General features: G+C 57.1%; 19 protein-coding genes and 1 tRNA gene. 12 read left to right on the forward strand and 8 right to left on the reverse strand.

Annotation, left to right across the window (positions count from 1 at the left end; translation table 11 throughout):
- Window positions 1-53: 53 nt before the first annotated feature.
- Genes ACR0EK_RS01980 through fabI form a run of 3 tightly spaced genes read right to left on the reverse strand, consistent with a single transcriptional unit; the run spans window position 54 to window position 2571 of the window.
- Window positions 54-1229 (reverse strand): aminotransferase, encoded by a 1176-nt coding sequence (locus tag ACR0EK_RS01980; protein WP_480564606.1) that lies wholly within the window; start codon window positions 1227-1229, stop codon window positions 54-56.
- Between the two features lie 21 nt (window positions 1230-1250).
- Window positions 1251-1760, reverse strand: a complete 510-nt coding sequence (gene gpt, locus ACR0EK_RS01985; protein ID WP_209503823.1) for a xanthine phosphoribosyltransferase — start codon at window positions 1758-1760, stop codon at window positions 1251-1253.
- Window positions 1761-1764: 4 nt separating this feature from the next.
- Window positions 1765-2571 carry an enoyl-ACP reductase FabI gene (gene fabI / locus ACR0EK_RS01990; RefSeq protein ID WP_267365343.1) on the reverse strand — a complete coding sequence of 269 codons (807 nt, stop codon included), beginning with the start codon at window positions 2569-2571 and terminating at the stop codon, window positions 1765-1767.
- A gap of 135 nt (window positions 2572-2706) precedes the next feature.
- On the opposite strand from fabI, the gene pdxH reads away from it, so the two are divergent.
- The 4 genes from pdxH (at window position 2707) to ACR0EK_RS02010 (ending at window position 4556) form a co-directional block, all read left to right on the forward strand.
- Window positions 2707-3312, forward strand: coding sequence for a pyridoxamine 5'-phosphate oxidase (gene pdxH / locus ACR0EK_RS01995; protein ID WP_480564610.1), 606 nt, complete (start codon window positions 2707-2709; stop codon window positions 3310-3312).
- A 142-nt stretch (window positions 3313-3454) separates the two neighbouring features.
- On the forward strand, window positions 3455-3961 hold the full coding sequence (locus ACR0EK_RS02000; RefSeq protein WP_245220458.1) for a cold-shock protein: 507 nt from the start codon (window positions 3455-3457) through the stop codon (window positions 3959-3961).
- 7 nt (window positions 3962-3968) lie between these two features.
- The gene (locus ACR0EK_RS02005; RefSeq protein WP_480564613.1) at window positions 3969-4436 is read left to right on the forward strand and encodes a DUF192 domain-containing protein; all 468 of its coding nucleotides are present in this window, start codon (window positions 3969-3971) and stop codon (window positions 4434-4436) included.
- 43 nt (window positions 4437-4479) lie between these two features.
- Window positions 4480-4556, forward strand: a tRNA-Pro gene (locus tag ACR0EK_RS02010).
- 14 nt (window positions 4557-4570) lie between these two features.
- Here ACR0EK_RS02010 and ACR0EK_RS02015 read toward each other — a convergent pair.
- Window positions 4571-5005: a hypothetical protein gene (locus ACR0EK_RS02015; protein ID WP_267365347.1), complete on the reverse strand. Its 435-nt coding sequence runs from the start codon at window positions 5003-5005 to the stop codon at window positions 4571-4573.
- Between the two features lie 541 nt (window positions 5006-5546).
- On the opposite strand from ACR0EK_RS02015, the gene ACR0EK_RS02020 reads away from it, so the two are divergent.
- On the forward strand, window positions 5547-9167 hold the full coding sequence (locus ACR0EK_RS02020; protein ID WP_480564615.1) for a vitamin B12-dependent ribonucleotide reductase: 3621 nt from the start codon (window positions 5547-5549) through the stop codon (window positions 9165-9167).
- Between the two features lie 541 nt (window positions 9168-9708).
- Window positions 9709-9954: an EF-hand domain-containing protein gene (locus ACR0EK_RS02025; protein WP_480472945.1), complete on the forward strand. Its 246-nt coding sequence runs from the start codon at window positions 9709-9711 to the stop codon at window positions 9952-9954.
- 52 nt (window positions 9955-10006) lie between these two features.
- Here ACR0EK_RS02025 and ACR0EK_RS02030 read toward each other — a convergent pair whose 3' ends face one another.
- A complete protein-coding gene (locus tag ACR0EK_RS02030; protein ID WP_480564618.1) occupies window positions 10007-11551 on the reverse strand; it encodes a trimethylamine methyltransferase family protein in 1545 nt (514 codons plus the stop codon).
- Window positions 11552-11965: 414 nt separating this feature from the next.
- Here ACR0EK_RS02030 and ACR0EK_RS02035 point away from each other — a divergent pair, with 414 nt between their 5' ends.
- Window positions 11966-12484, forward strand: a complete 519-nt coding sequence (locus ACR0EK_RS02035) for an outer membrane protein (protein WP_480485535.1) — start codon at window positions 11966-11968, stop codon at window positions 12482-12484.
- 6 nt (window positions 12485-12490) lie between these two features.
- On the opposite strand, the gene ACR0EK_RS02040 is transcribed toward ACR0EK_RS02035, so the two are convergent.
- Both ACR0EK_RS02040 and ACR0EK_RS02045 read right to left on the reverse strand, forming a co-directional pair.
- On the reverse strand, window positions 12491-13675 hold the full coding sequence (locus ACR0EK_RS02040; protein ID WP_480564621.1) for a pyridoxal phosphate-dependent aminotransferase: 1185 nt from the start codon (window positions 13673-13675) through the stop codon (window positions 12491-12493).
- Window positions 13676-13731: 56 nt separating this feature from the next.
- Window positions 13732-14076, reverse strand: coding sequence for an MmcQ/YjbR family DNA-binding protein (locus ACR0EK_RS02045; protein WP_480564624.1), 345 nt, complete (start codon window positions 14074-14076; stop codon window positions 13732-13734).
- Between the two features lie 222 nt (window positions 14077-14298).
- Between ACR0EK_RS02045 and cysS the strand changes: the two genes are divergently transcribed.
- From cysS to ACR0EK_RS02060, 3 genes are read left to right on the forward strand one after another with little or no spacing between them, the layout of a single operon-like run.
- Window positions 14299-15696: a cysteine--tRNA ligase gene (gene cysS / locus ACR0EK_RS02050; protein WP_480564627.1), complete on the forward strand. Its 1398-nt coding sequence runs from the start codon at window positions 14299-14301 to the stop codon at window positions 15694-15696.
- Window positions 15696-17330, forward strand: a complete 1635-nt coding sequence (cimA, locus tag ACR0EK_RS02055) for a citramalate synthase (protein ID WP_480564630.1) — start codon at window positions 15696-15698, stop codon at window positions 17328-17330. The genes cysS and cimA overlap by 1 nt, the downstream gene beginning before the upstream one ends.
- Before the next feature lie 2 nt (window positions 17331-17332).
- Window positions 17333-18109: a squalene/phytoene synthase family protein gene (locus tag ACR0EK_RS02060; protein WP_480565261.1), complete on the forward strand. Its 777-nt coding sequence runs from the start codon at window positions 17333-17335 to the stop codon at window positions 18107-18109.
- On the opposite strand, the gene ACR0EK_RS02065 is transcribed toward ACR0EK_RS02060, so the two are convergent.
- The gene (locus ACR0EK_RS02065; protein ID WP_480564633.1) at window positions 18110-19336 is read right to left on the reverse strand and encodes an MFS transporter; all 1227 of its coding nucleotides are present in this window, start codon (window positions 19334-19336) and stop codon (window positions 18110-18112) included. It lies immediately after the preceding gene.
- A 97-nt stretch (window positions 19337-19433) separates the two neighbouring features.
- On the opposite strand from ACR0EK_RS02065, the gene ACR0EK_RS02070 reads away from it, so the two are divergent.
- Both ACR0EK_RS02070 and ACR0EK_RS02075 read left to right on the forward strand, forming a co-directional pair.
- Window positions 19434-20066 carry a DNA-3-methyladenine glycosylase family protein gene (locus tag ACR0EK_RS02070; protein WP_480564636.1) on the forward strand — a complete coding sequence of 211 codons (633 nt, stop codon included), beginning with the start codon at window positions 19434-19436 and terminating at the stop codon, window positions 20064-20066.
- Complete coding sequence (locus ACR0EK_RS02075; protein ID WP_267364470.1) at window positions 20063-20728, forward strand: alpha/beta hydrolase; 666 nt, start codon at window positions 20063-20065, stop codon at window positions 20726-20728. Before ACR0EK_RS02070 ends, ACR0EK_RS02075 begins: the two co-directional genes overlap by 4 nt.
- Window positions 20729-20755: the final 27 nt, after the last annotated feature.

Here is a 20755-nt window from a genome sequence, read left to right on the forward strand (position 1 = left end):
TCTGCCCTGTCGGTTGCCGCCTTGAATACGACGCACACCGCCGGGGGGCAAGCTTAGAAGGACAGGCCCTGCAACCGTTCGAACAATTGGCCCAAACCTGTGCGGTCGAGGTTGGCGAAGGCAATGCGCACTTGCCGTTTCCCGTCCGGGTGGTGATCGGGCATGAACATGGTACCGGGCAATAGCAGAACACCGGCTTCACGCACCAAACGCCGGGCAAGTTCGTCCGACGGAATGTCAAACGGATGCTCCAGATAGGCGAAATACGCCCCAAGTCCCAAAAGACGCCAGCCTTTGGCTTCCAGTGCGGGTATCCTCTCAAGGATGGCAGCGCGAAGGTCGAGTATTTCGTCGCGTTCGCCTGCCAGCCATTGCGACAAGTTTTGCATACCCCACAGCGCGGCGAACTGTCCGATCTGACCGGGGCAAATGGCAACAGTGTCGAGAAACTTCTCGACCTCAGCCAGAAGTGCGGTGCCCGTTGCAATTGCGCCGACCCTGTGGCCCGTCAGCCTGTAGGCCTTGGAGAAGGAATAAAGGTGGATCAGTGTCTGATCCCAGTCTGGTTGCTGGAACAGGTCATGTGGTGGCCCGCTGCGACTGTCGAAGTCACGGTAGGTTTCGTCGACGATCAGGTGAATCCCGGTTTCGCGCGCCAGCTCAAAGAAGGCGCGGACAAGGTCTGCCGGGTATTCAACGCCGCCGGGATTGTTGGGCGTGACCAGAGCGATGGCACGTGTTTTGTCCGTGATCAGCGCGCGCGCGCGCTCAGGATCGGGCAGCAAATCGTCGCCGGTCTTCAGGTCCACAGCGTGGACACCTGACATATCCAGCCACATTTTATGATTGAAATACCAAGGGGTTGGTAGAATGACCTCATCCCCTTCACCGGTGATGGCCGATATCACTGCTGAAAACGCCTGATTGCAGCCTGAGGTGATAGCAACCTGAGGTGCCCCAACCCTTGCTGCGTAGTGCGTGCTGATCTGCGCAGCCAGTTCCGCGCGAAGATTGTCGTTTCCCAGCACAGGGCCATAAAGATGCGCATGGTCTTCGCGCACGGTAAATTCGGCCATAGCCTCGCGCAAGGCCAGCGGCGGCGGGTCAACCGGCGCCGCCTGGCTTACGTTGATCAGCGGGCGTTCGGGTGGGAACGTAACGCCCTCGAGCCATCGGCGCGCTTCCATCACTGGCGGCGCGAATGTTGCGGCGGTACGGCTGAGCGTCATGTGCTGCCTACTGATCTGATTTCAATCGGTGCCGCGATAGGGCTCGACATATTGAAGGGCCATGTCCCACGGGAAAAAGATCCATGTGTCCTGACTGACTTCGGTGATGAACGTATCCACCATAGGGCGTCCCTTGGGCTTGGCATAAACCGTCGCAAAATGCGCCTTCGGATACATCTCCCGAACCAGTTCCAGGGTTTTCCCGCTGTCTACAAGATCGTCGATGATCAGAATTCCGGTTCCGTCGCCCATTAACTTGGCATCGGGTGCTTTCAGAACTTCCGCCTCACCCTGAGCTTGATGGTGGTAGGATTTCACGCTGACCGTGTCGACGGTACGAATATCCAGTTCCCGGCTGACGATCATCGCAGGGGCCATGCCGCCACGGGTGATCGCCACAACAGCACGCCAGCTGCCATCATCGGGGCCTTGCCCGTCCAGACGCCACGCCAATGCGCGCGAGTCGCGGTGGATCTGGTCCCAGCTGATGTGAAATCCTTTTTCGTGCGGCAGGCGGTCCTTAGCGCTCATGTTCTTAACCTTTTTCCACGTCAGGGGCGTCAACGGCCTTCATTCCGACAATATGGTAACCCGAATCCACGTGCAGATTCTCTCCGGTGACGCCGCTGCTGAGGTCCGACAGCAGGTACAGGGCCGACTTGCCGACATCGTCAATGGTCACGTTGCGGCGCAGCGGAGAGTTGTACTCGTTCCATTTCATGATGTAGCGAAAATCGCCAATGCCGCTGGCAGCCAGGGTTTTGATCGGGCCGGCCGAGATCGCGTTCACGCGAATACCGTCCTTGCCCAGGTCCTCGGCCAGGTATTTGACCGACGCTTCCAGAGCGGCCTTGGCAACACCCATCACGTTATAGTGGGGCATCACCTGCTCGGCTCCGTAATAGGTCAGTGTTATGGCACTGCCGCCTTCGGACATCATCTTTTCCGCGCGCTGCATAACCGCGGTGAACGAATAGACGGAGACATCCATTGTCAGCGTGAAGTTGGCCCGGCTGGTATCCACATAACGTCCACGCAATTCGTTCTTGTCAGAAAACCCGATGGCGTGAACGATAAAGTCCAGCTTGCCCCATTTCTCTTCCAGCGCCGAGAAAAGCCCATCAATTGAAGCCTCATCGCTCACGTCGCAGGGCAGAACAATTTCGCTGCCCAATTGCGCAGCCAGCGGGTCCACACGTTTTTTTAAAGCGTCACCCTGATAAGAAAAGGCAAGTTCAGCTCCGGCTTCGGACAAGGCGCGGGCGATTCCCCATGCGATTGATTTGTCATTGGCCAGTCCCATGATGAGGCCACGTTTGCCGGCCATCAACTGATTTGACATGTTTGGTTCTCCGCCTGTCTTCGCGTTAGATTGGCATGGTTTATGCCATTGGTAGCGCTGCATCAAGGCCGTGCGCTCTTGCTCGCAGCGGGTTCTCGCCTTAGGCTCGTCATTAATACTTTCCAGGGGATGGAAATGACCGAGCGTGATGGCATCTTTGCTGGCTCCGATCCGTTTGAAATTGCGGCCCGGTGGTTAGCTGAGGCTGAAGAAACTGAATTGAATGATCCGAATGCGATTGCGCTTGCAACCGTTGACCCGGATGGTTTGCCAAATGCACGCATGGTTCTGCTGAAAGAAATCGAAGCGGATTCATTTGTATTCTATACAAACTACGAAAGCGTCAAAGCGAGTGAGCTGGATACGTCGGAAAAAGCTGCATTTGTAATGCATTGGAAATCTTTGCGGCGTCAACTTCGTGTTCGTGGTACAGTATGTCGTGAAAACGGGCCCCAGGCTGATGCGTATTATGCATCAAGGTCATTGAAAAGCCGGTTGGGTGCCTGGGCTTCAAAGCAGTCACAACCGCTTTCAAGTCGGACAGCTTTGATGGCAGAGGTCGCGAAAGTGACCGCTAAACTTGGGCCGAATCCACCTCGTCCTCCATTCTGGGGCGGGTACCGATTAACGCCGACAGAGATTGAGTTCTGGGCCGATGGAGCATTTCGCTTGCATGACCGGTTCAGATGGCAACGAATTGAGCCGGGATCGGCATGGCATGTTGAAAGGTTGAATCCATGACGTTCACGTGTCGTGAAATGCAACAAGCAGAAAGTAAACAATTTTTTCGGCTTGAAATTGTCTGCCAATCCCATAAACAACAGACCCTTAACGAACTGCTAAAATTCGCGATGGGAAAACCGTGCCAGAAGACCTGAACAACATGTATCGCGTCCGTGGACACGTGAAATGGTTCGATCCCGCCAAGGGATACGGCTTTGTTGTGTCTGACGAAGGCGGCCCGGATATTCTGTTGCATGTGAACGTATTGCGCAATTTCGGTCAGAGTTCCGTCGCGGACGGAGCGGGTATCGAGATCATGACACACCGCACGGACAGAGGTGTTCAGGCGGTTGAGGTTGTTGCAATTGACCCGCCAGCGCGCGCCGAGTCGATGATGTTGGCCGATTTCGCCGAGTTGGATCCGGACGCTATCGCAGAAGCCCCTCTGGAGGCCGCGCGGGTGAAGTGGTTCGACAAAGGCAAGGGCTTCGGGTTCGCAAATGTTTTTGGGCGCGGTGAAGACGTGTTCTTGCATATCGAAGTGTTGCGGCGCTCGGGGCTTGCTGACCTCCAGCCCGGAGAGGCGCTTGCGATGCGCGTAATTGATGGCAAGCGCGGCCGAATGGCGGCGCAGGTTCTCGCCTGGGAAGCCGCGCTGGACGGCTGACACTTCGATGACTCGTTTTCTGGTATTCTGGACACTTCTGATCACACTGTGGACAGGGGGGGCATTTGCTGCGTGCAGCGTTGATCATATCACTCTCAGAAACGACAGCGCGACAATCCGATTTGACGTGGAATTGGCGGTTACGCCTCAGGAACGGTCAAAAGGGTTGATGTTTCGCGAGTCGTTGCCGAATCGATCCGGTATGCTGTTCGTGTTCGATCCACCGCAACCTGTCGCGTTCTGGATGAAGAACACACTGATTCCGCTCGACATGATATTTCTGGACCGTACGGGCACAGTGACACATGTGCATGAGAGTGCGATTCCCGGCGATCTGACACCGATTGAAGGTGGGGATGCCGTTTTTGCGGTACTGGAAATCAATTCCGGATTGTCCGCGCGCTACTCTATCGGCGTCGGCACTCAGATGCAGCACGAAATTTTTTCGCAAGGTCCTGCGATTTGGCCCTGTTAGGGCTTTTCAAATCAGATTGTCATCGTTAGGAAGGCGCACGGTCCGGGGCGTGGCGCAGTCTGGTAGCGCACCTGTTTTGGGTACAGGGGGTCGTAGGTTCGAATCCTGCCGCCCCGACCACTTCCTTCACATTCTCATGTGGGCGTTCCGCCCATCGCCAGATACAACGAGCTGATCGCCTGATCCAGCGCGTCACTTTCCAGTGGAACCTCAACGATTGCTCCGGTTTTCTGCGGCACTTTAAAGTACGATCGTGCGTCGACGCGATAGCCGGAACCTGTTTTTGACGATGTCAGGCGCATGACACTCTGGGGCAGGTCCTGCGGAAATCCGTCATAGTTCAGAATCAAATAGGCTGCCGCTTTTGGGGGCAGGTATTCGCTGCACTCAAAAGCCTGTTTGCCGATTTTCTCAAATACCTTGCCGGGTCCAGAACAACTGGATTCAAATGCCTCAAACAACCTTTGAGGCTGCGTTTCGAACAGCGCGCTACGTGACGGGGTGGGCGTTTCTTGTGGCGTGCAGGCCACGATACAGGCCAACGCGGGGATAAAGCGAAGCAACTTCATTCATTTGGCCTTTCTCATTCCGAAGTGAACCTTTGGTCGTTCAGCGTGGGTTCGACAGACCCGACGAAGATGATTCCTTTACAGCCTAACCAGCGCGGCGTTGGTTGATCAAATACAGATAACTATGCTGGTAAAAACGGTAATTCGATTTGAGACTTCGAGATGTGACCGAGAATTTGCCGAAGGCGAGCCTGTGGAGGAATCGGACCTTGAGTTTCACACCCCTCGTGTCTGGGTCTGGTCAACAAAAAAGATTTCAAATTTGGCTGAAAAAGGGCGTTGACCTTCTATGGCAATATACGTCAAATTGTATGAGCCGAAGAGATTGCCACAATATCTGGTGTTCAAGCCGGGACGGCAACAGGCGAGGGTCGGATAAGCACAGTCTATTAACGTGCAGCCGTTGTAACGGTTTTTTCGCTGTCCAAAACAGCGACCAGTACCTTTGCGCGCTTCTGTCGGCGTTGCGGGTGGTGCTCCGCAACTCAAAATGTAGTGCCGTGAACCGAAAATTAGGCGGAATTTAACTAGGGCTGCGGACATGAAGATTGAAAGAAAATTCACCAAACCAGATCAGGATGCCTATTCGGAACTGGATTTTGTGTCTGCGACATCTGAAATCCGAAACCCCGATGGAACCATTGTGTTCCGCCTGGAAGGGATCGAAGTTCCGTCAACCTGGTCGCAGGTGGCAAGCGACGTGATTGCCCAGAAGTACTTTCGCAAGGCTGGTGTCCCGTCCAAACTGACCAAAGTTAAGGAAAAAGACGTTCCTGAATTCCTGTGGCGGTCGGTTCCCGCTGAAGATGCTGAATTCGACGGCGAAATTTCCTCCAAGCAGGTCTTTGACCGGCTGGCCGGTGCGTGGGCATACTGGGGGTGGAAAGGTGGCTACTTTTCGACCGAAGAGGATGCGCGCGCCTATTTCGACGAAATGCGGTACATGCTGGCGACTCAGCGCGCCGCCCCAAACAGCCCGCAATGGTTCAATACTGGCCTGCACTGGGCCTATGGAATCGACGGTCCGGCGCAAGGGCACCACTATGTCGACTACAAGACCGGCAAACTGACCAAATCCAAATCCGCCTACGAACATCCGCAGCCACATGCCTGCTTCATCCAGTCCGTCGATGATGATCTGGTGAACGAAGGCGGCATCATGGATCTGTGGGTGCGCGAAGCACGGTTGTTCAAATACGGCTCGGGCACCGGGACCAACTTCAGCCATCTGCGTGCGGAAGGTGAGGCACTGTCGGGTGGCGGCAAATCCTCGGGCCTGATGGGCTTTCTCAAGATCGGCGACCGCGCCGCTGGCGCGATCAAATCAGGCGGGACAACCCGTCGGGCAGCAAAGATGGTTATTGTCGATGCGGATCACCCCGATATCGAACAATTCATCGAATGGAAGGTAATCGAAGAGCAGAAAGTGGCCTCGATCGTTGCCGGATCGAAGATGCACGAGAAGATGCTGAACGGTATTTTCGAGGCCATTCGCTCATGGGACGGTGCTGCCGAGGATGCCTATGATCCCAACAAGAACGAAGCGCTGAAAAAGGCGATCCGCGAGGCGAAAAAGGTAGCAATCCCCGAGACTTACATCAAACGTGTGTTGGATTATGCCAAGCAGGGTCACGACAGCATCGAATTCCCGACATATGACACGGACTGGGACTCGGAAGCCTATAGCTCGGTTTCGGGCCAGAACTCGAACAACTCCATCCGCGTGACCAATGCGTTTCTGACCGCTGTTGAGAAAGACGCCGATTGGGAGCTGATCAACCGCACCGATGGCAAGGTTGCCAAGACGGTCAAGGCGAGGGACCTGTGGGAGAAAGTCGGCCACGCTGCATGGGCCTGTGCCGATCCAGGTATCCAGTTCCACGACACGGTCAACGAATGGCACACATGCCCCGAAGATGGTGAAATTCGCGGATCGAATCCGTGTTCGGAATACATGTTCCTGGATGACACGGCCTGTAACCTGGCCTCGATGAACCTGCTGACCTTCCTCAAGGATGGTGAGTTCCAGGCAGCCGACTACATGCATGCCTCGCGCCTTTGGACCCTGACGCTGGAAATCTCGGTAACCATGGCGCAATTCCCGTCAAAGGAAATCGCGCAGCTGTCGTACGACTTCCGCACTCTGGGCCTGGGTTACGCAAACATTGGCGGCCTGCTGATGAACATGGGCTACAGCTATGACTCGGACGAGGGGCGGGCGATCTGCGGTGCCCTGACCGCGATCATGACCGGTGTGGCATATGCCACTTCAGCTGAAATTGCCGGTGAGCTTGGCCCGTTCAAGGGATACAAGCGCAATGCCGACCATATGCTGCGCGTTATCCGCAACCATCGCCGCGCGGCGCAGGGTGTGACCGAGGGGTATGAGAAGCTGGCCGTCAAGCCGGTGCCTCTGGACCATGGTAACTGCCCCGACAAGCGTTTGGTCGATCTGGCCATGTCGGCGTGGGATGAGGCGCTGAGCCTTGGCGAGCAGAACGGTTACCGCAACGCACAGGCCACTGTGATTGCCCCCACCGGCACCATCGGTCTGGTGATGGACTGCGACACCACGGGAATCGAGCCCGATTTTGCGCTGGTGAAGTTCAAGAAGCTGGCAGGCGGCGGTTACTTCAAGATCATCAACCGCTCGGTACCTTCTGCGCTGGAAAAGCTTGGCTATTCCTCGTCGCAGATCGAAGAGATTGTATCCTATGCGGTCGGCCACGGCACCATCGGCAACGCGCCGGGGATCAACCACACTTCACTGACGGGTCATGGCTTTGGCCCGAACGAGTTGGCCAAGGTGGATGCCGCGCTGGAAAGCGCCTTCGACATCCGGTTCGTCTTCAACCAGTGGACACTGGGCGAAGATTTCTGCACCGGTGTTCTGGGCATTCCAGCGACCAAGCTGAATGACCCAACGTTTGATCTGCTGCGCCATCTGGGCTTTACCAAGGCGGATATCGACGCGGCGAACGATCATGTCTGCGGAACCATGACTCTGGAAGGTGCACCGCATCTGAAGGAAGAACACTACGCGATCTTCGACTGCGCCAACCCGTGCGGCAAGAAAGGCAAGCGTTTCCTTGGGGTTGACAGCCACATCACCATGATGGCGGCGGCACAAAGTTTTATTTCGGGCGCGATCAGCAAAACGATCAACATGCCGAATGATGCGACAATCGAGGATTGCCAGAAGGCCTATGAGCTTAGCTGGTCGCTGGGTGTAAAGGCCAACGCGCTGTACCGCGACGGCTCGAAACTGTCTCAGCCCCTTGCGGCTGCGCTGGTCGAGGATGATGACGAGGCGGCCGAGGTGCTGGAAAGCGGCTCTGCACAGGAAAAAGCCGTCGTTCTCGCCGAGAAGGTGATCGAGAAAGTTGTGGTCAAGGAAATCATCCGCAGCCATCGCGAGAAACTGCCGCATCGCCGCAAGGGGTATACTCAGAAGGCAATCGTTGGCGGCCACAAGGTGTACTTGCGCACGGGTGAGTTTGAAGACGGTCAATTGGGCGAGATTTTCATCGACATGCACAAGGAAGGCGCTGGCTTCCGGGCGATGATGAACAACTTTGCCATCGCCGTGTCGGTCGGCCTGCAATATGGCGTGCCGCTGGAGGAGTTTGTCGACGCCTTCACCTTTACCAAGTTCGAACCGGCAGGGATGGTGCAAGGCAACGACTCGATCAAGAACGCGACTTCGATCCTGGATTACATCTTCCGCGAACTGGCCGTGTCTTATCTGGACCGTACCGATCTCGCCCATGTGAAACCCGAGGGTGCTACCTTTGATGATCTTGGCCGCGGAGAAGAGGAAGGCGTTTCCAATGTCTCGGAAATCAGTGAAACTGCGGCGTCCAAGTCTTTGGAAGTGTTGAAACAAATCAGCTCGACCGGGTATCTGCGCAAGCGTCTGCCGCAGGATTTGATGGTGTTAAACGGCAGTTATGGCGACGTGGCCGGAATGTCGGAAACAGCAACTGTGTTCGAAGCGCCTGCCACCGAAACGGCAGTGGCAACCGGAATGGACGCCCGCACCAAAGCCAAGATGCAGGGCTATGAGGGCGACCCCTGTGGCGAATGCGGAAACTACACGCTGGTGCGTAACGGCACTTGCATGAAGTGCAACACCTGCGGCGCGACAAGCGGGTGTAGCTGACTTTAACGCCCCGGCACCCCGGGGCGTAGGGGTCGGACGCTGCCCTAAGTAACCGACCCCGACGAATACGGAGAACAGGTCTGAGACTTACCGACTGACCTTTCTCCACTCGGCCGACATGCCCGTGTTGGCCGGGAACAGGGTGGGGCGGAATATTTGCTCCCTCCCACTCTTTCAAGGGGCGGGTGCGCTCGCCCCATGCGCAGTCCAGGCCGCAGGCAAAAAAACACCGGGCGGTCAACGAAATGAGCCTGGAAGGCGAAACTGACAGGGGGCTTCGGCCCCCTTTCTTTTTACCCGCCGAGTCGTCCCGAATAAGCGCCACATTGCCGGATTGAGGTGGTCCTGTCGGGCAAGAGCCGCCGATACAGGTTTTGCCGCCTTCTTCAGGCGGAGGGCCGCAAACCCGACTCGGGCAAACACGCGAAGATTGGCGTGAAATCACGAAACTCTACCAAAGCGCGTGACGCGCCGGGGTGTCCATGTGCTTCTGGGCGCTGTCCGGACGTAAACACAAACACACCTTTCAGGAGGCACTGAAATGAAATCGCATTATTTGATCGGGCTTTCCGTGGCCGTTCTGGGCTTGCCCGGCGTTGCTTCGGCCCAATCCTCAGCCGATACCAACGGTGATGGTCTTTTGACCATCGAGGAAATTCAGGCAGTCGTACCGGAAATCAACGCTGACACTTTCTCGGCCATGGATGCCAATGGTGACGGAGCGTTGGATGCAGACGAGGTCGCGATCGCGCAGGAGGCAGGATTGCTGCCGCCCAGCGACGGGTAGGCATCGAGTGAACAGGCGGCCCGATCCATTTCGGGCCGCCTTTTCCATCACCTTAGGCGGGAAGATGGATTTTGAATTTTTTCCGAATCTCGGCGTCCAGAACCGGGTCGAACCTTGCAGGGGAAGGGGTGGAAAGGATTTCCTCTTTCCGGGCTACGGCTTTTTCCACCAGATCGGGCTTGCCAAGCTCCACCCACTCTTTCGGCGAGGAGCGATCTCCGAATGTTGGATAGACGTAATCTGACTGCATCCGGCTCAGCGTTGCGTCAGTTCCCAGATAGTGGCCTGGGCCGCCCATGCATACCGCCGCCATTTGATCCAGTGCCAGCGTGTCATCCGTCACCTCGATCCCGCGTACACAGCGTAGCGCCTGTCCGATCAGATCGTCGCTGAGGATCAGGCTTTCCAGGCAGAACCCCAGCAACGAGGCATGCATCCCGGCCGCCTCATATACCATGTTCAGACCGGACAGACCTGCCATGACATTCGAACACATCTGTTCCCAGCCGGCCTGCATATCGGGCAGTTTCGAATCCGATGCGCCAGCCGCAGCACCGCCCGGAAGGTCATAGAACCGGTGCATCTGGGCGCATCCGGCAGTCAGAAGGGCCTGTTCCCCTGAACCAATCGACATGGCACCGGTCCGCAGGTCCAGACCAAAGGGCCAGGTGCCGAAAATCGCCGGGGCACCGGGACTTACGGCATTAACATAAACCAATCCCGCCAGGCATTCCGCAGTTGCTTGCGTGATCGCACCGGCGATGGTCGACGGCGCTGTGGCACCGGCCATACCGGCAGATAGCAACAAGACAGGCATACCGGCCTTGATGCATGCTTCCATCACTTCGCAGCTTTCGGTTGCGAATTTCATTGGAGGAACAACAAAGCAGTTCGAGTTCGAAACGAAGGGGCGCTCGCGAAATTTGTTTTCACCGCCCGCAATCATATAGATCATCTCCATCGCCGGTGCGACGTGGCTTGGCTCGGTGAAAGATGTTCCGACGTGTTTGAAGGACCCCGAACAGCAGGCGTAAATCGTGTTGAGGTCCATTTCGAGGTTGTCGGCGATGTCACGACAAACCATTGGCCGTTGCACAAAGTGAATGTTATCAAGCTGCTGGCAGATACGTGCGGCATCGTGCAGATCTTGCACGGTGGAATGACGATATTCCCGACCGTGCACGTCAACCATGGACACGGCGGCTCCGGCCGTACCGTAGTGCACTTTGGTGCCGGACAATTCCAGATCGGTGTTTCCATCCCGGCTGTACAAAGTGACCGAGCGGTTCGCCTTAGCAATCGTGTCCTCGACAAGGGCACGCGGGAAACGGATACGGCCATCGTCGCCCAAGGTGCAGCCTGCACCGACCAGATAGTCAATGCCACTTTGCGGGGCGTCCGCCAGGCCAATGGTTTCAAGCGCGGTCAGTGCTGCTTCGTGGATGCGTTCGATCTGCGCCTGTGTCAGTACATTCAGGACGCCGCCTTCCATTCCGGGGCGGACAGGTCGCAGGTGCTCGGGCAGTGCGGTTGCACGGGCAGCACGGCGCGCGGCGCGGCCGCCACTGCGCGATGAATTGCGGGGTTGGTCGTTCATTTCAAGAATCCGGTCGTTGAGTGATGTCTTAAGGTGTCAGCAAGCACACCTTTACGGCCGTCCCCGTGCGGCACGGCCGCGATCTGCCCCAATGGTGCGGCTGATCAGGCTGATTTTCCAGTCGTCGTCTGCCATTTTGCCCCTCAACGTCTTGCGCGACCATTCCAAAACGCGGCGACACAATCTGTTCTATTTGCGACCTTTGATAATTATTCACATGAACAATTCTTAGGGCTTTTGGGGTCAAAGAACCAAACGCCGAGATTTTCACCCGTTTTGGAAGAAATCTGTTATACTGCATTCACTTACTTCCAAGGTCTGCTGAGCGGAGTTGAATTATGACCAGCAGGTCACAGATTGAATTGAAGTCATGCCTCTGATCGAAACCAGAGCGGTGTTGCATTGAGCCCGACTATGAACCCTTTTTCCGTCCTTGTTGTTGCGATATTGATCGCCGGAGCTAGCCCTGTTGCGGCTGAGGATTGGACTGGCGGGTATGCAGGGTTCAGTTTTGGATTTGCAGATGCCGACGGTCCGGGCGGTGCGAATGGCGATGATACGGCCTTTGGTGCGCATCTGGGCTATGATCAGGACTTTGGGAATTTCGTTCTGGGCGGTGAGTTGGAATATAACCGGCTGTCCCTGAACCTTGGCCAGTCTCAGGGCAGTCTCGACAGCATGACCAGCTTGAAACTGCGTGGCGGATATGAATTCGGTAACGCTCTGGGATACGTGGTCGTAGGCGCGGCGCGGGCTGATACGTCGGTCGACAGTGACACGGCAGCGGTTTACGGAATCGGATTGGCCTATCCGATTGGCGAGAATTTCGTTATCAGCGGTGAGGCACTGCGGCAGAATTTCGACGATGTCACCCGATCCAGCGGCAGTCTGGACACCAATGTTTTCAACCTGCGTACGACATTTCGGTTTTAGATGCAGCTATTCAGCCGCGTGTCGCTTGGCGAGCTGCGCTGAAAACATGCACAGGGTTCTCAAGGCACTGACAAATTTCTCATCATCCACGGTCATGGCAACCCGAATGTGACCCGCTGCGGCTTTGCCAAAGCTTTCGCCCGGCATGACGGCAATCGCATGAGTGTCCAGCAGGGCGTTCGCAAACCCTTCGCCCGTCAGCCCGGTCGCCCGTATATCCAGCATCAGATACATAGAACCCTGCGCCGGGATGAGCCCCACTGTGTTCTGTGCCGCCAATACGTCTATCGCCAATGAACGGCGGCGACGGAATGGCGCGGCGATCTTGTTTTCAAGTTCCTGTCCTGCGGTCAGTGCAAAGCTGGCCGCGTCCTGAATGAACCCCGGAACGCCATAAGTTGTATGAGTAGCCAGATCTATCAGGTGGCGGATCACGTATTCCGGACCAACGATCCACCCGCATCGGGACCCGGTCATGGCATGTGATTTGGACATTGATCCAACCACCAAGGTACGATCGGCCATTCCGGGCAGCGCGCGGGCGGACAGGTGCTCGCCCTCCCAGATCTGGGTGTCATAGACTTCGTCTGATATCAGCCACAGGTCACGGCGTTGGCAAACATCGGCAGTGGCTTCAAGTGACTGACGGGAATACACCACTCCGGTCGGGTTGTTCGGCGTGTTGATCAACAGCGAAACCGCGCCTTCCGCCGCTGCATCAATCAAATCTGCGCGCGGTTGAAATGCATCCTCTGCAGCGGTCCGAACAGCGCGGGCAATGGCCCCGGCACCGCGAATCGTTCCGGGGTAGGTGGCATAATACGGGTCCAGATACAGCCCGGTGTCGCCGGGATCGCACACCGCCATATGCGCCGCGAACAGGGCGGACTGCCCACCGGGCGTGATCAGTACATTGTTGCGCGTCGTTGGGATGCCTGTGCGGGACTGAACCCGGGCAGCAACCGTATCGCGCAGCAAATCCGTTCCGGGCACCGTGGCATAACCGGTGTGACCGTTGCGGGCCGACAGGTCCATAGCGTGCAGGATCGACGAGTCGGTACGAACGTCATGCTCGCCGATTGTCAATTCTGTCACGGCATGCCCTTCATTCAGCATCCGTCGGGCCCGATTGAACACCTCCCACCCGTCGCTGCCGCCGGTGATCTGCGTGATGCGCTTGGACAATTCCATGACAATGGCCCCGGTTACTCTGCGCTGAATGGGGCAGAGCGGCAGGCGTTTGTCAATCAGCTTCGCGGCGCTATCGAGGCCTGAAGTTTTTTGGTCAATGATGCGCGGACAAGGTCATAGGACACAGTCAAACGATGGCGCATTTCGTCTGCACCGGTGTCAAACGGAAGACGCACCCAGCTGCGGTGGAAATAGGGGGCTTTTATGCCGATCCCGGTGTCTATCAACATCTGAGCCGTTTCGATATCGGGTGTTTTTACGGAAACACCGTCATTTGCGATCCCGATACAGGCGAACATTTTGCCACCAATTTTCCAGGCGTCATGGCCACCGCCCCAGGGATCGGACAGTTCAGCGCCGGGCAGCGTTTTGCAGATGGAATTGACGAAATCTCGGTCCATGTTCGGCACTGTGCCGAACGGGGATGGCAAACTCAACACTTGGCTTGGGAATGATCCCATGCTAACCGATGTCCCATGAACCCGGTGACCTGCATCATTATTATCTGCTGCATTACCTGCTGATTTATCAAGCGGGCCGGTTTCTTTCGTTTTCATCCCTGAGACAAGTTGCTAAGCCCGCGCCAACGCGTAAGCCTTTACTGTTTCTTAGGAGCCCGACCGATGACGACGATCAAGCTGCACAACACACGGACGCGGACGAAGGAAGACTTCGTACCGATCGATCCTGAAAACGTGCGGATGTATGTCTGTGGCCCAACGGTCTATGATCGTGCCCATTTGGGTAATGCCCGCCCGGTGGTTGTGTTCGATGTGCTCTACCGCGTGTTGCGCCATGTCTATGGCACAGAGCACGTGACCTATGTGCGCAACTTCACCGACGTGGACGACAAGATCAACGCAACGGCATTGGCGCGCAAACAGGCGGGCGCAGAAGGCACGCTTGAGCAATTGGTGCAGGAGCGGTCGGACGAGACCATCGATTGGTACTTGCACGACATGGGCGCGTTGGGAGCGTTGGAACCCAACCAGATGCCACGCGCGACCCAGTATATCGCCCAGATGATCGCGATGATCGAAGACCTGATTGCCAAGGGTCACGCCTATGCCGCCGAAGGTCATGTTCTGTTCGCGGTCGACAGCTGGAAAGATAGCTATGGCAAACTGTCTGGCCGGTCGGTCGATGACATGATTGCGGGCGCGCGGGTCGAGGTCGCGCCATACAAGAAAAACCCGATGGATTTCGTGTTGTGGAAGCCTTCGACTGATGATCTCCCGGGCTGGGACAGCCCGTGGGGCCGGGGACGTCCGGGCTGGCACATCGAATGCTCGGCCATGAGCTATGAATTGCTGGGCGAGAGCTTTGATATCCATGGTGGTGGCAATGACCTGATGTTCCCGCATCATGAAAACGAGATCGCCCAGAGCAAATGCGCTCACCCGCATGGGGAGTTCGCGCGGGTCTGGATGCACAACGAGATGTTGCAGGTTGAGGGCAAGAAGATGTCCAAATCGCTGGGCAATTTCTTTACCGTGCATGATCTGTTGGAGCAGGGTGTGCCGGGCGAGGTAATCCGCTTCGTCTTTCTGCAGACGCATTATCGCAAGCCAATGGATTGGACCGAAAAGAAGGCGCGTGAGGCCGAGGCGACGCTGCGCAAGTGGCGGGCGCTGACAGCGGGCATCGAGCCCGCAGCCAACGCGGCACCTGAAGTCATCGCAGCACTAAGTGACGATCTGAATACGGCAGGTGCCATGAGCGAGCTTTATCGTCTGGCTTCAGACGGTGACGCCGCAGGTCTGCTGGCCAGTGCGCAACTGCTGGGTTTGCTTTTACCTGAGATGAGCGACTGGGCAGATACCGCATCTGTCGATTTGACCTCTCATGCGGACCGTTTAGCGAAGGCACGCGAAATCGCAATGCAAAGCAAGGACTTCTCGGAAGTTGATCGCTTGAAGGCAGCTTATGTTGCGGCAGGGCTTGAAGTCCGGATGAGCAAGAACAGTGTCGAACTGGTGCCCGGCGCCGGTTTTGATGCTGCCAAGCTGGAGGAGGTCTGATGACTAAGGAACGCCTCTACCTCTACGACACAACCCTGCGCGATGGGCAGCAAACGCAGGGCGTGCAGTTTTCGACCGCAGAAAAAGTGCAGATCGCGCAGGCGCTGGACACTTTGGGCGTGGATTACATCGAAGGCGGTTGGCCCGGCGCCAACCCGACCGATAGCGCGTTTTTCGAGGTGGCCCCAAAGACCGAGGCCCGGTTGACGGCGTTCGGCATGACCAAACGCGCAGGACGATCAGCCGAGAATGACGATGTGCTGGCAGCCGTGATGAATGCGGGAACGCAGGCTGTTTGTCTGGTCGGCAAGTCGCATGATTATCACGTCACCCACGCGCTTGGTATTTCACTGGAAGAGAACACAGAAAACGTGCGCGCCTCGGTCGCGCATATCGTCGCGCAGGGGCGAGAAGCGCTGTTTGATGCGGAACATTTCTTTGACGGCTACAAGGACAATCCGGAATATGCCGTGGATGTTTGTCGCGCAGCGCTTGAGGCTGGCGCGCGGTGGGTTGTCCTGTGCGACACAAATGGTGGCGCTTTGCCGTCCGAGGTCGGGCGGATTGTATCCGAGGTGATCGCAGCCGGGTTGCCCGGTGATCGGCTGGGCATTCACACCCATAACGATACCGAAAATGCCGTTGCCTGTTCTCTGGCTGCTGTTGAGGCCGGTGCACGGCAAATTCAGGGTACATTGAATGGTTTGGGCGAACGTTGCGGCAATGCGAACCTGACCGCTTTGATCCCGACTCTGTTGTTGAAGGAACCCTATGCGTCGCAGTTTGATATTGGTGTCAGCCGTGAGGCTTTGGCTGGTTTGACCCGGGTCAGCCGGATGCTGGATGATGTTCTGAATCGGGTGCCCAGCAAGCAGGCGGCTTATGTCGGGGCGTCGGCTTTTGCGCATAAGGCCGGACTGCACGCCAGCGCGATCCTCAAGGATCCATCGACATATGAGCATGTGGACCCCGCAAGCGTCGGGAACGCCCGCATCATTCCGATGTCGAACCAAGCTGGTCAGTCAAACCTGCGCAAGCGTTTGACCGAGGCTGGTTTGCGTGTTGAGGCAGGTGACCCCGCACTTGGCCGCATCCTTGACCAGATAAAGGCCCGCGAGGCGGATGGATATTCCTATGACACCGCTCAGGCCAGTTTTGAACTGCTGGCGCGGGAAGAGCTGGGTCAATTGCCTGAGTTCTTCGAGGTCAAGCGTTACAAAGTCACCGTTGAACGGCGTAAGAACAAATACAACAAGATGGTCAGCCTGTCCGAGGCCGTTGTTGTCGTAAGAGTGGATGGTGAAAAGAAGCTGTCTGTCAGCGAATCCATGGACGAGTCAGGCAGCGACAGGGGGCCGGTGAACGCCCTAGCCAAAGCCTTGGCCAAGGATCTGGGCCAGTATTCACAGGTGTTGTCAGATATGCGTCTGGTCGACTTCAAGGTGCGGATTACGCAAGGCGGCACCGAAGCGGTCACGCGTGTCATCATCGACAGCGAAGACGGGCAGGGGCGGCGCTGGTCCACCGTGGGCGTCAGCGCGAATATAGTCGATGCGTCTTTCGAGGCGCTTCTGGATGCGATTCAATGGAAACTGGTGCGCGATTGTGATCCGAAAAAGGCAGCAGCCGAGTGAGCGTGGTCTTTGACCAAGACGTCAAGGCCTGCGCGGAACTTGTGCAACGGGCTGATCCAGATCGTTTCCGCGCAGCGATGGCTGCACCGGTGGCAGACCGTGCAGTCCTGTTCCCGATTTACGCGTTAAACGTCGAAGTTGCCCGCGCGCCCTGGGCGACGCAAGAGCCGATGATCGCCGAGATGCGGCTGCAATGGTGGCGTGACGCGCTACAGGAAATTGCTGAAGGGGCAACCGTACGGCGGCACGAGGTAGTAACACCCTTGTCACAGGTTCTTTCGCCCCATCTGGCTGGTGTTTTGGATGAATATGTGGCCGTAAGGCGTTGGGATATATATCGTGATCCGTTCGAGGATCAGGAGCACTTTGACGCCTACATCGATCACAGCACGGGCTCATTGGTTGTTGCATCAGCCCAGGCGCTGGGGGTGGCCGATGAAACTGTGTTGCGTGACTTTGGATATGCGGTTGGGGTGGCGAACTGGCTCAGGGCTATTCCTGAACTGGAACAACGCGGGCGGATACCGCTTTTGGACGGTACCCCTGAAGGGGTGCGTGCCTTGGCCGGAACCGCATTAAATCGCCTGCAAAAAGCCAGATCGCATCGGGCTGAGATTTCGGCCGAGGCACGGCCAGCATTATTTTCCGGGTGGTTGGCCGAACGGATTTTGAAGCAAGCAATAGCTAGCCCAGAACGTGTTGCCTCCGGTGATCTTGTTCCGGGAGAAATACAGCAACGGCTGTCCTTGATGTGGACTGCGGGCAGCGGGCGCTGGTGATCAGGCCCGTTCCGGGTCGGCCGGTCGCAGAACCAGCCACAACAGGGCGCCGCCTGCCAGTGTCAGCAATGGGATCATAGCAAGATTGACTGCTGTCCACCCTTCGACCGGGGAACCGCCCGAGCAGTTCATCAATCCACCCGAAGCCAGCGAAGCCATAGTCACTCCGCCAAACACCAGCAGGTCGTTGAGGCCCTGCATCCGGCCGCGCTCCTGCGGCTCATGCGATGCGGCCAGCATCGTGGTCGCGCCGATAAAGCCAAAGTTCCATCCAACACCAAGAAGAATGAGAGCGACGAAAAAGTTCCCTAATTCTACGCCCTGCAAAGCGACCAGGCCAGCGGCTGCAAGAATCGCCAGACCCAGCGCCACAATCCTTTCGATGCCAAACCGGGCGATCAGGTGACCCGTAAAGAAACTGGGCACATACATGGCAAGCACGTGGCTGGTGACGATGTCAGCGGCGTCATTGGCCGAGTAACCACAACCTACCACGGCCAACGGCGTCGAAGTCATCACAAGATTCATCAGCGCGTAAGATACCATGGCACATATGATGGCCACGGCGATGCGGGGTGTTTTCAGCAATTCCAGTCGCGATCGTCCCTTGGGCTCGGTGCCGGTGGGTTTTGCGGGCGTTGGGATATCAAGAAAGAAGAACAGGGCGGACCCCAGTACATTGATCCCAATGACAGCCAGATAGGTGCCCAGAAACGGGATGACGTAGGCTTCGGACGTGAGCTTTACGATCTGCGGGCCAATGATGGCAGCTGCCAATCCACCAGCCATGACATAGGAAATCGCTTTGGGGCGGAACTCGTCCGATGCGGTGTCCGCTGCGGCGAACCGGTAGAATCCGTGGGCGCTCATGTAGATGCCTGTTAACAGGCTGCCGACCAAGAAGACGGGGAAAGAGCCAAGAAACAGGCCATAGGCTCCGATCAGCCCGCCCAACGCACCGGATGTCGCGCCAACAAGGAACCCGACCCGACGCCCCCATTTTTGCATGATGGCCGAGATCGGCGTGGCTGCCAGCATCGATCCCAGAACAATCAGCGAAATGGGCAATGTCGCCAGGCAGGGATTGGTCGCCAGCGACTGACCCGCCAGCCCTCCGACGATGAACATCATTGGCATCTGTGCGCCCAGAATGGCCTGCGCTGCCACCAAGACAGCAACGTTGCGTTTGGCCTGACGGTCATCGGGAAGGGTCGAGATCATGGTCATGGCGGAATGGTTATCGGCTAAGTGTATGCGGCACAAGCCGGTTGCATCTGCGGCACATGCGCCTAACGTGCCAGTGACAACCGAGCAAGGAGAACAGATGCCCGTTGGCCGCATCATCGAAACGCCGGATTGTGTGGCGGAAGGGGCCGACTGGCTGGCCCAGAGCTGTCCGCGCATGGCCTATGCAATGGAACAGACTGGCCCATTGCCGTTACGTCGCCGTCCCGACGGGTTCGCGCAACTGCTGAGTGCCATTGTCAGCCAACAAGTCAGCGTGGCTTCGGCCAATGCAATATGGAAACGCCTGCAAGATGCCAAATTGACGGGTCCGCGAAAGATCATGTGGGCAACGGATGACGATCTGCGGGCCGTAGGGTTAAGCCGTCAGAAGATCCGCTATGCAAAGGCTCTGGCAGAAGCGCGTATAGATTACAAAGCGTTACGTGATGCCTCTGATGCAGAAATTGTGGCCACGCTGACGCAAGTGTCAGGCATTGGCGTCTGGACTGCGGAGATATACGCCATGTTCTCGCTTGGTCGCGCTGATGTGATCGCACCTGGTGATCTGGCGCTGCAAGAGGCCGCGCGCATCCTTTATGACCTGCCCAACCGCCCAACGGATAAAGAACTGCGCAAGATGGCCGAGGCCTGGTCGCCCTGGCGCTCGGTTGCGGCGCGGGTGCTGTGGGCCTATTACCGGGTTGCAAAGCAAAGAGAAGGGATCAGATGACACGGGTTTTGAATGCGCTCCGGAAAGAGCCTGTTTCGGGCGACACGCGCTCGGTTGTGGTGTTCGTGCACGGCTATGGCGCAAACGGTGCCGATCTGCTGGGTTTGGCCGACCCGCTGGGTGAACATCTGCCCGACACATTGTTCGTGGCCCCGGACGCGCCCGAGCAGATCCCCGGAATGCCCAATGGTTTTCAGTGGTTTCCGATTCCCTGGATTGACGGGTCGTCCGAAGAAGAGGCGCGCAGGGGCATGGAAATGGCGGTCGAGGATTTCAACGCCTTTCTGGATGCTCTGATGGTGGATGAAGACCTGTTGCCAGAACAGGTTGTCCTGTTTGGTTTCAGCCAGGGCACGATGATGAGCCTGTATGTCGCGCCCCGCCGCGAAGACCCCGTGGCCGGAATTGTCGCTTTCTCAGGCCGTTTGCTAGAGGCGGACCTTCTGGCAGACGAAACCGTCAGCCGGATGCCTGTACTGCTGGTGCATGGCGATGCCGACGACGTCGTCCCGCCGCAATCCTTGCCCGAAGCGGCAGAGGCCCTGCAATCCGCCGGTTTCAAAGAGGTCTATGCCCATGTCATGAAGGGCACCGGGCACGGAATCGCCCCGGACGGGCTGAGTGTGGCTCTGGCCTTCATGCGCGACAAGCTGAGCCTTTAGCCAGTAAGGTCAGTTCAGCGGAACACG

It is taken from the genome of Ruegeria sp. AE4 (assembly GCF_056542185.1).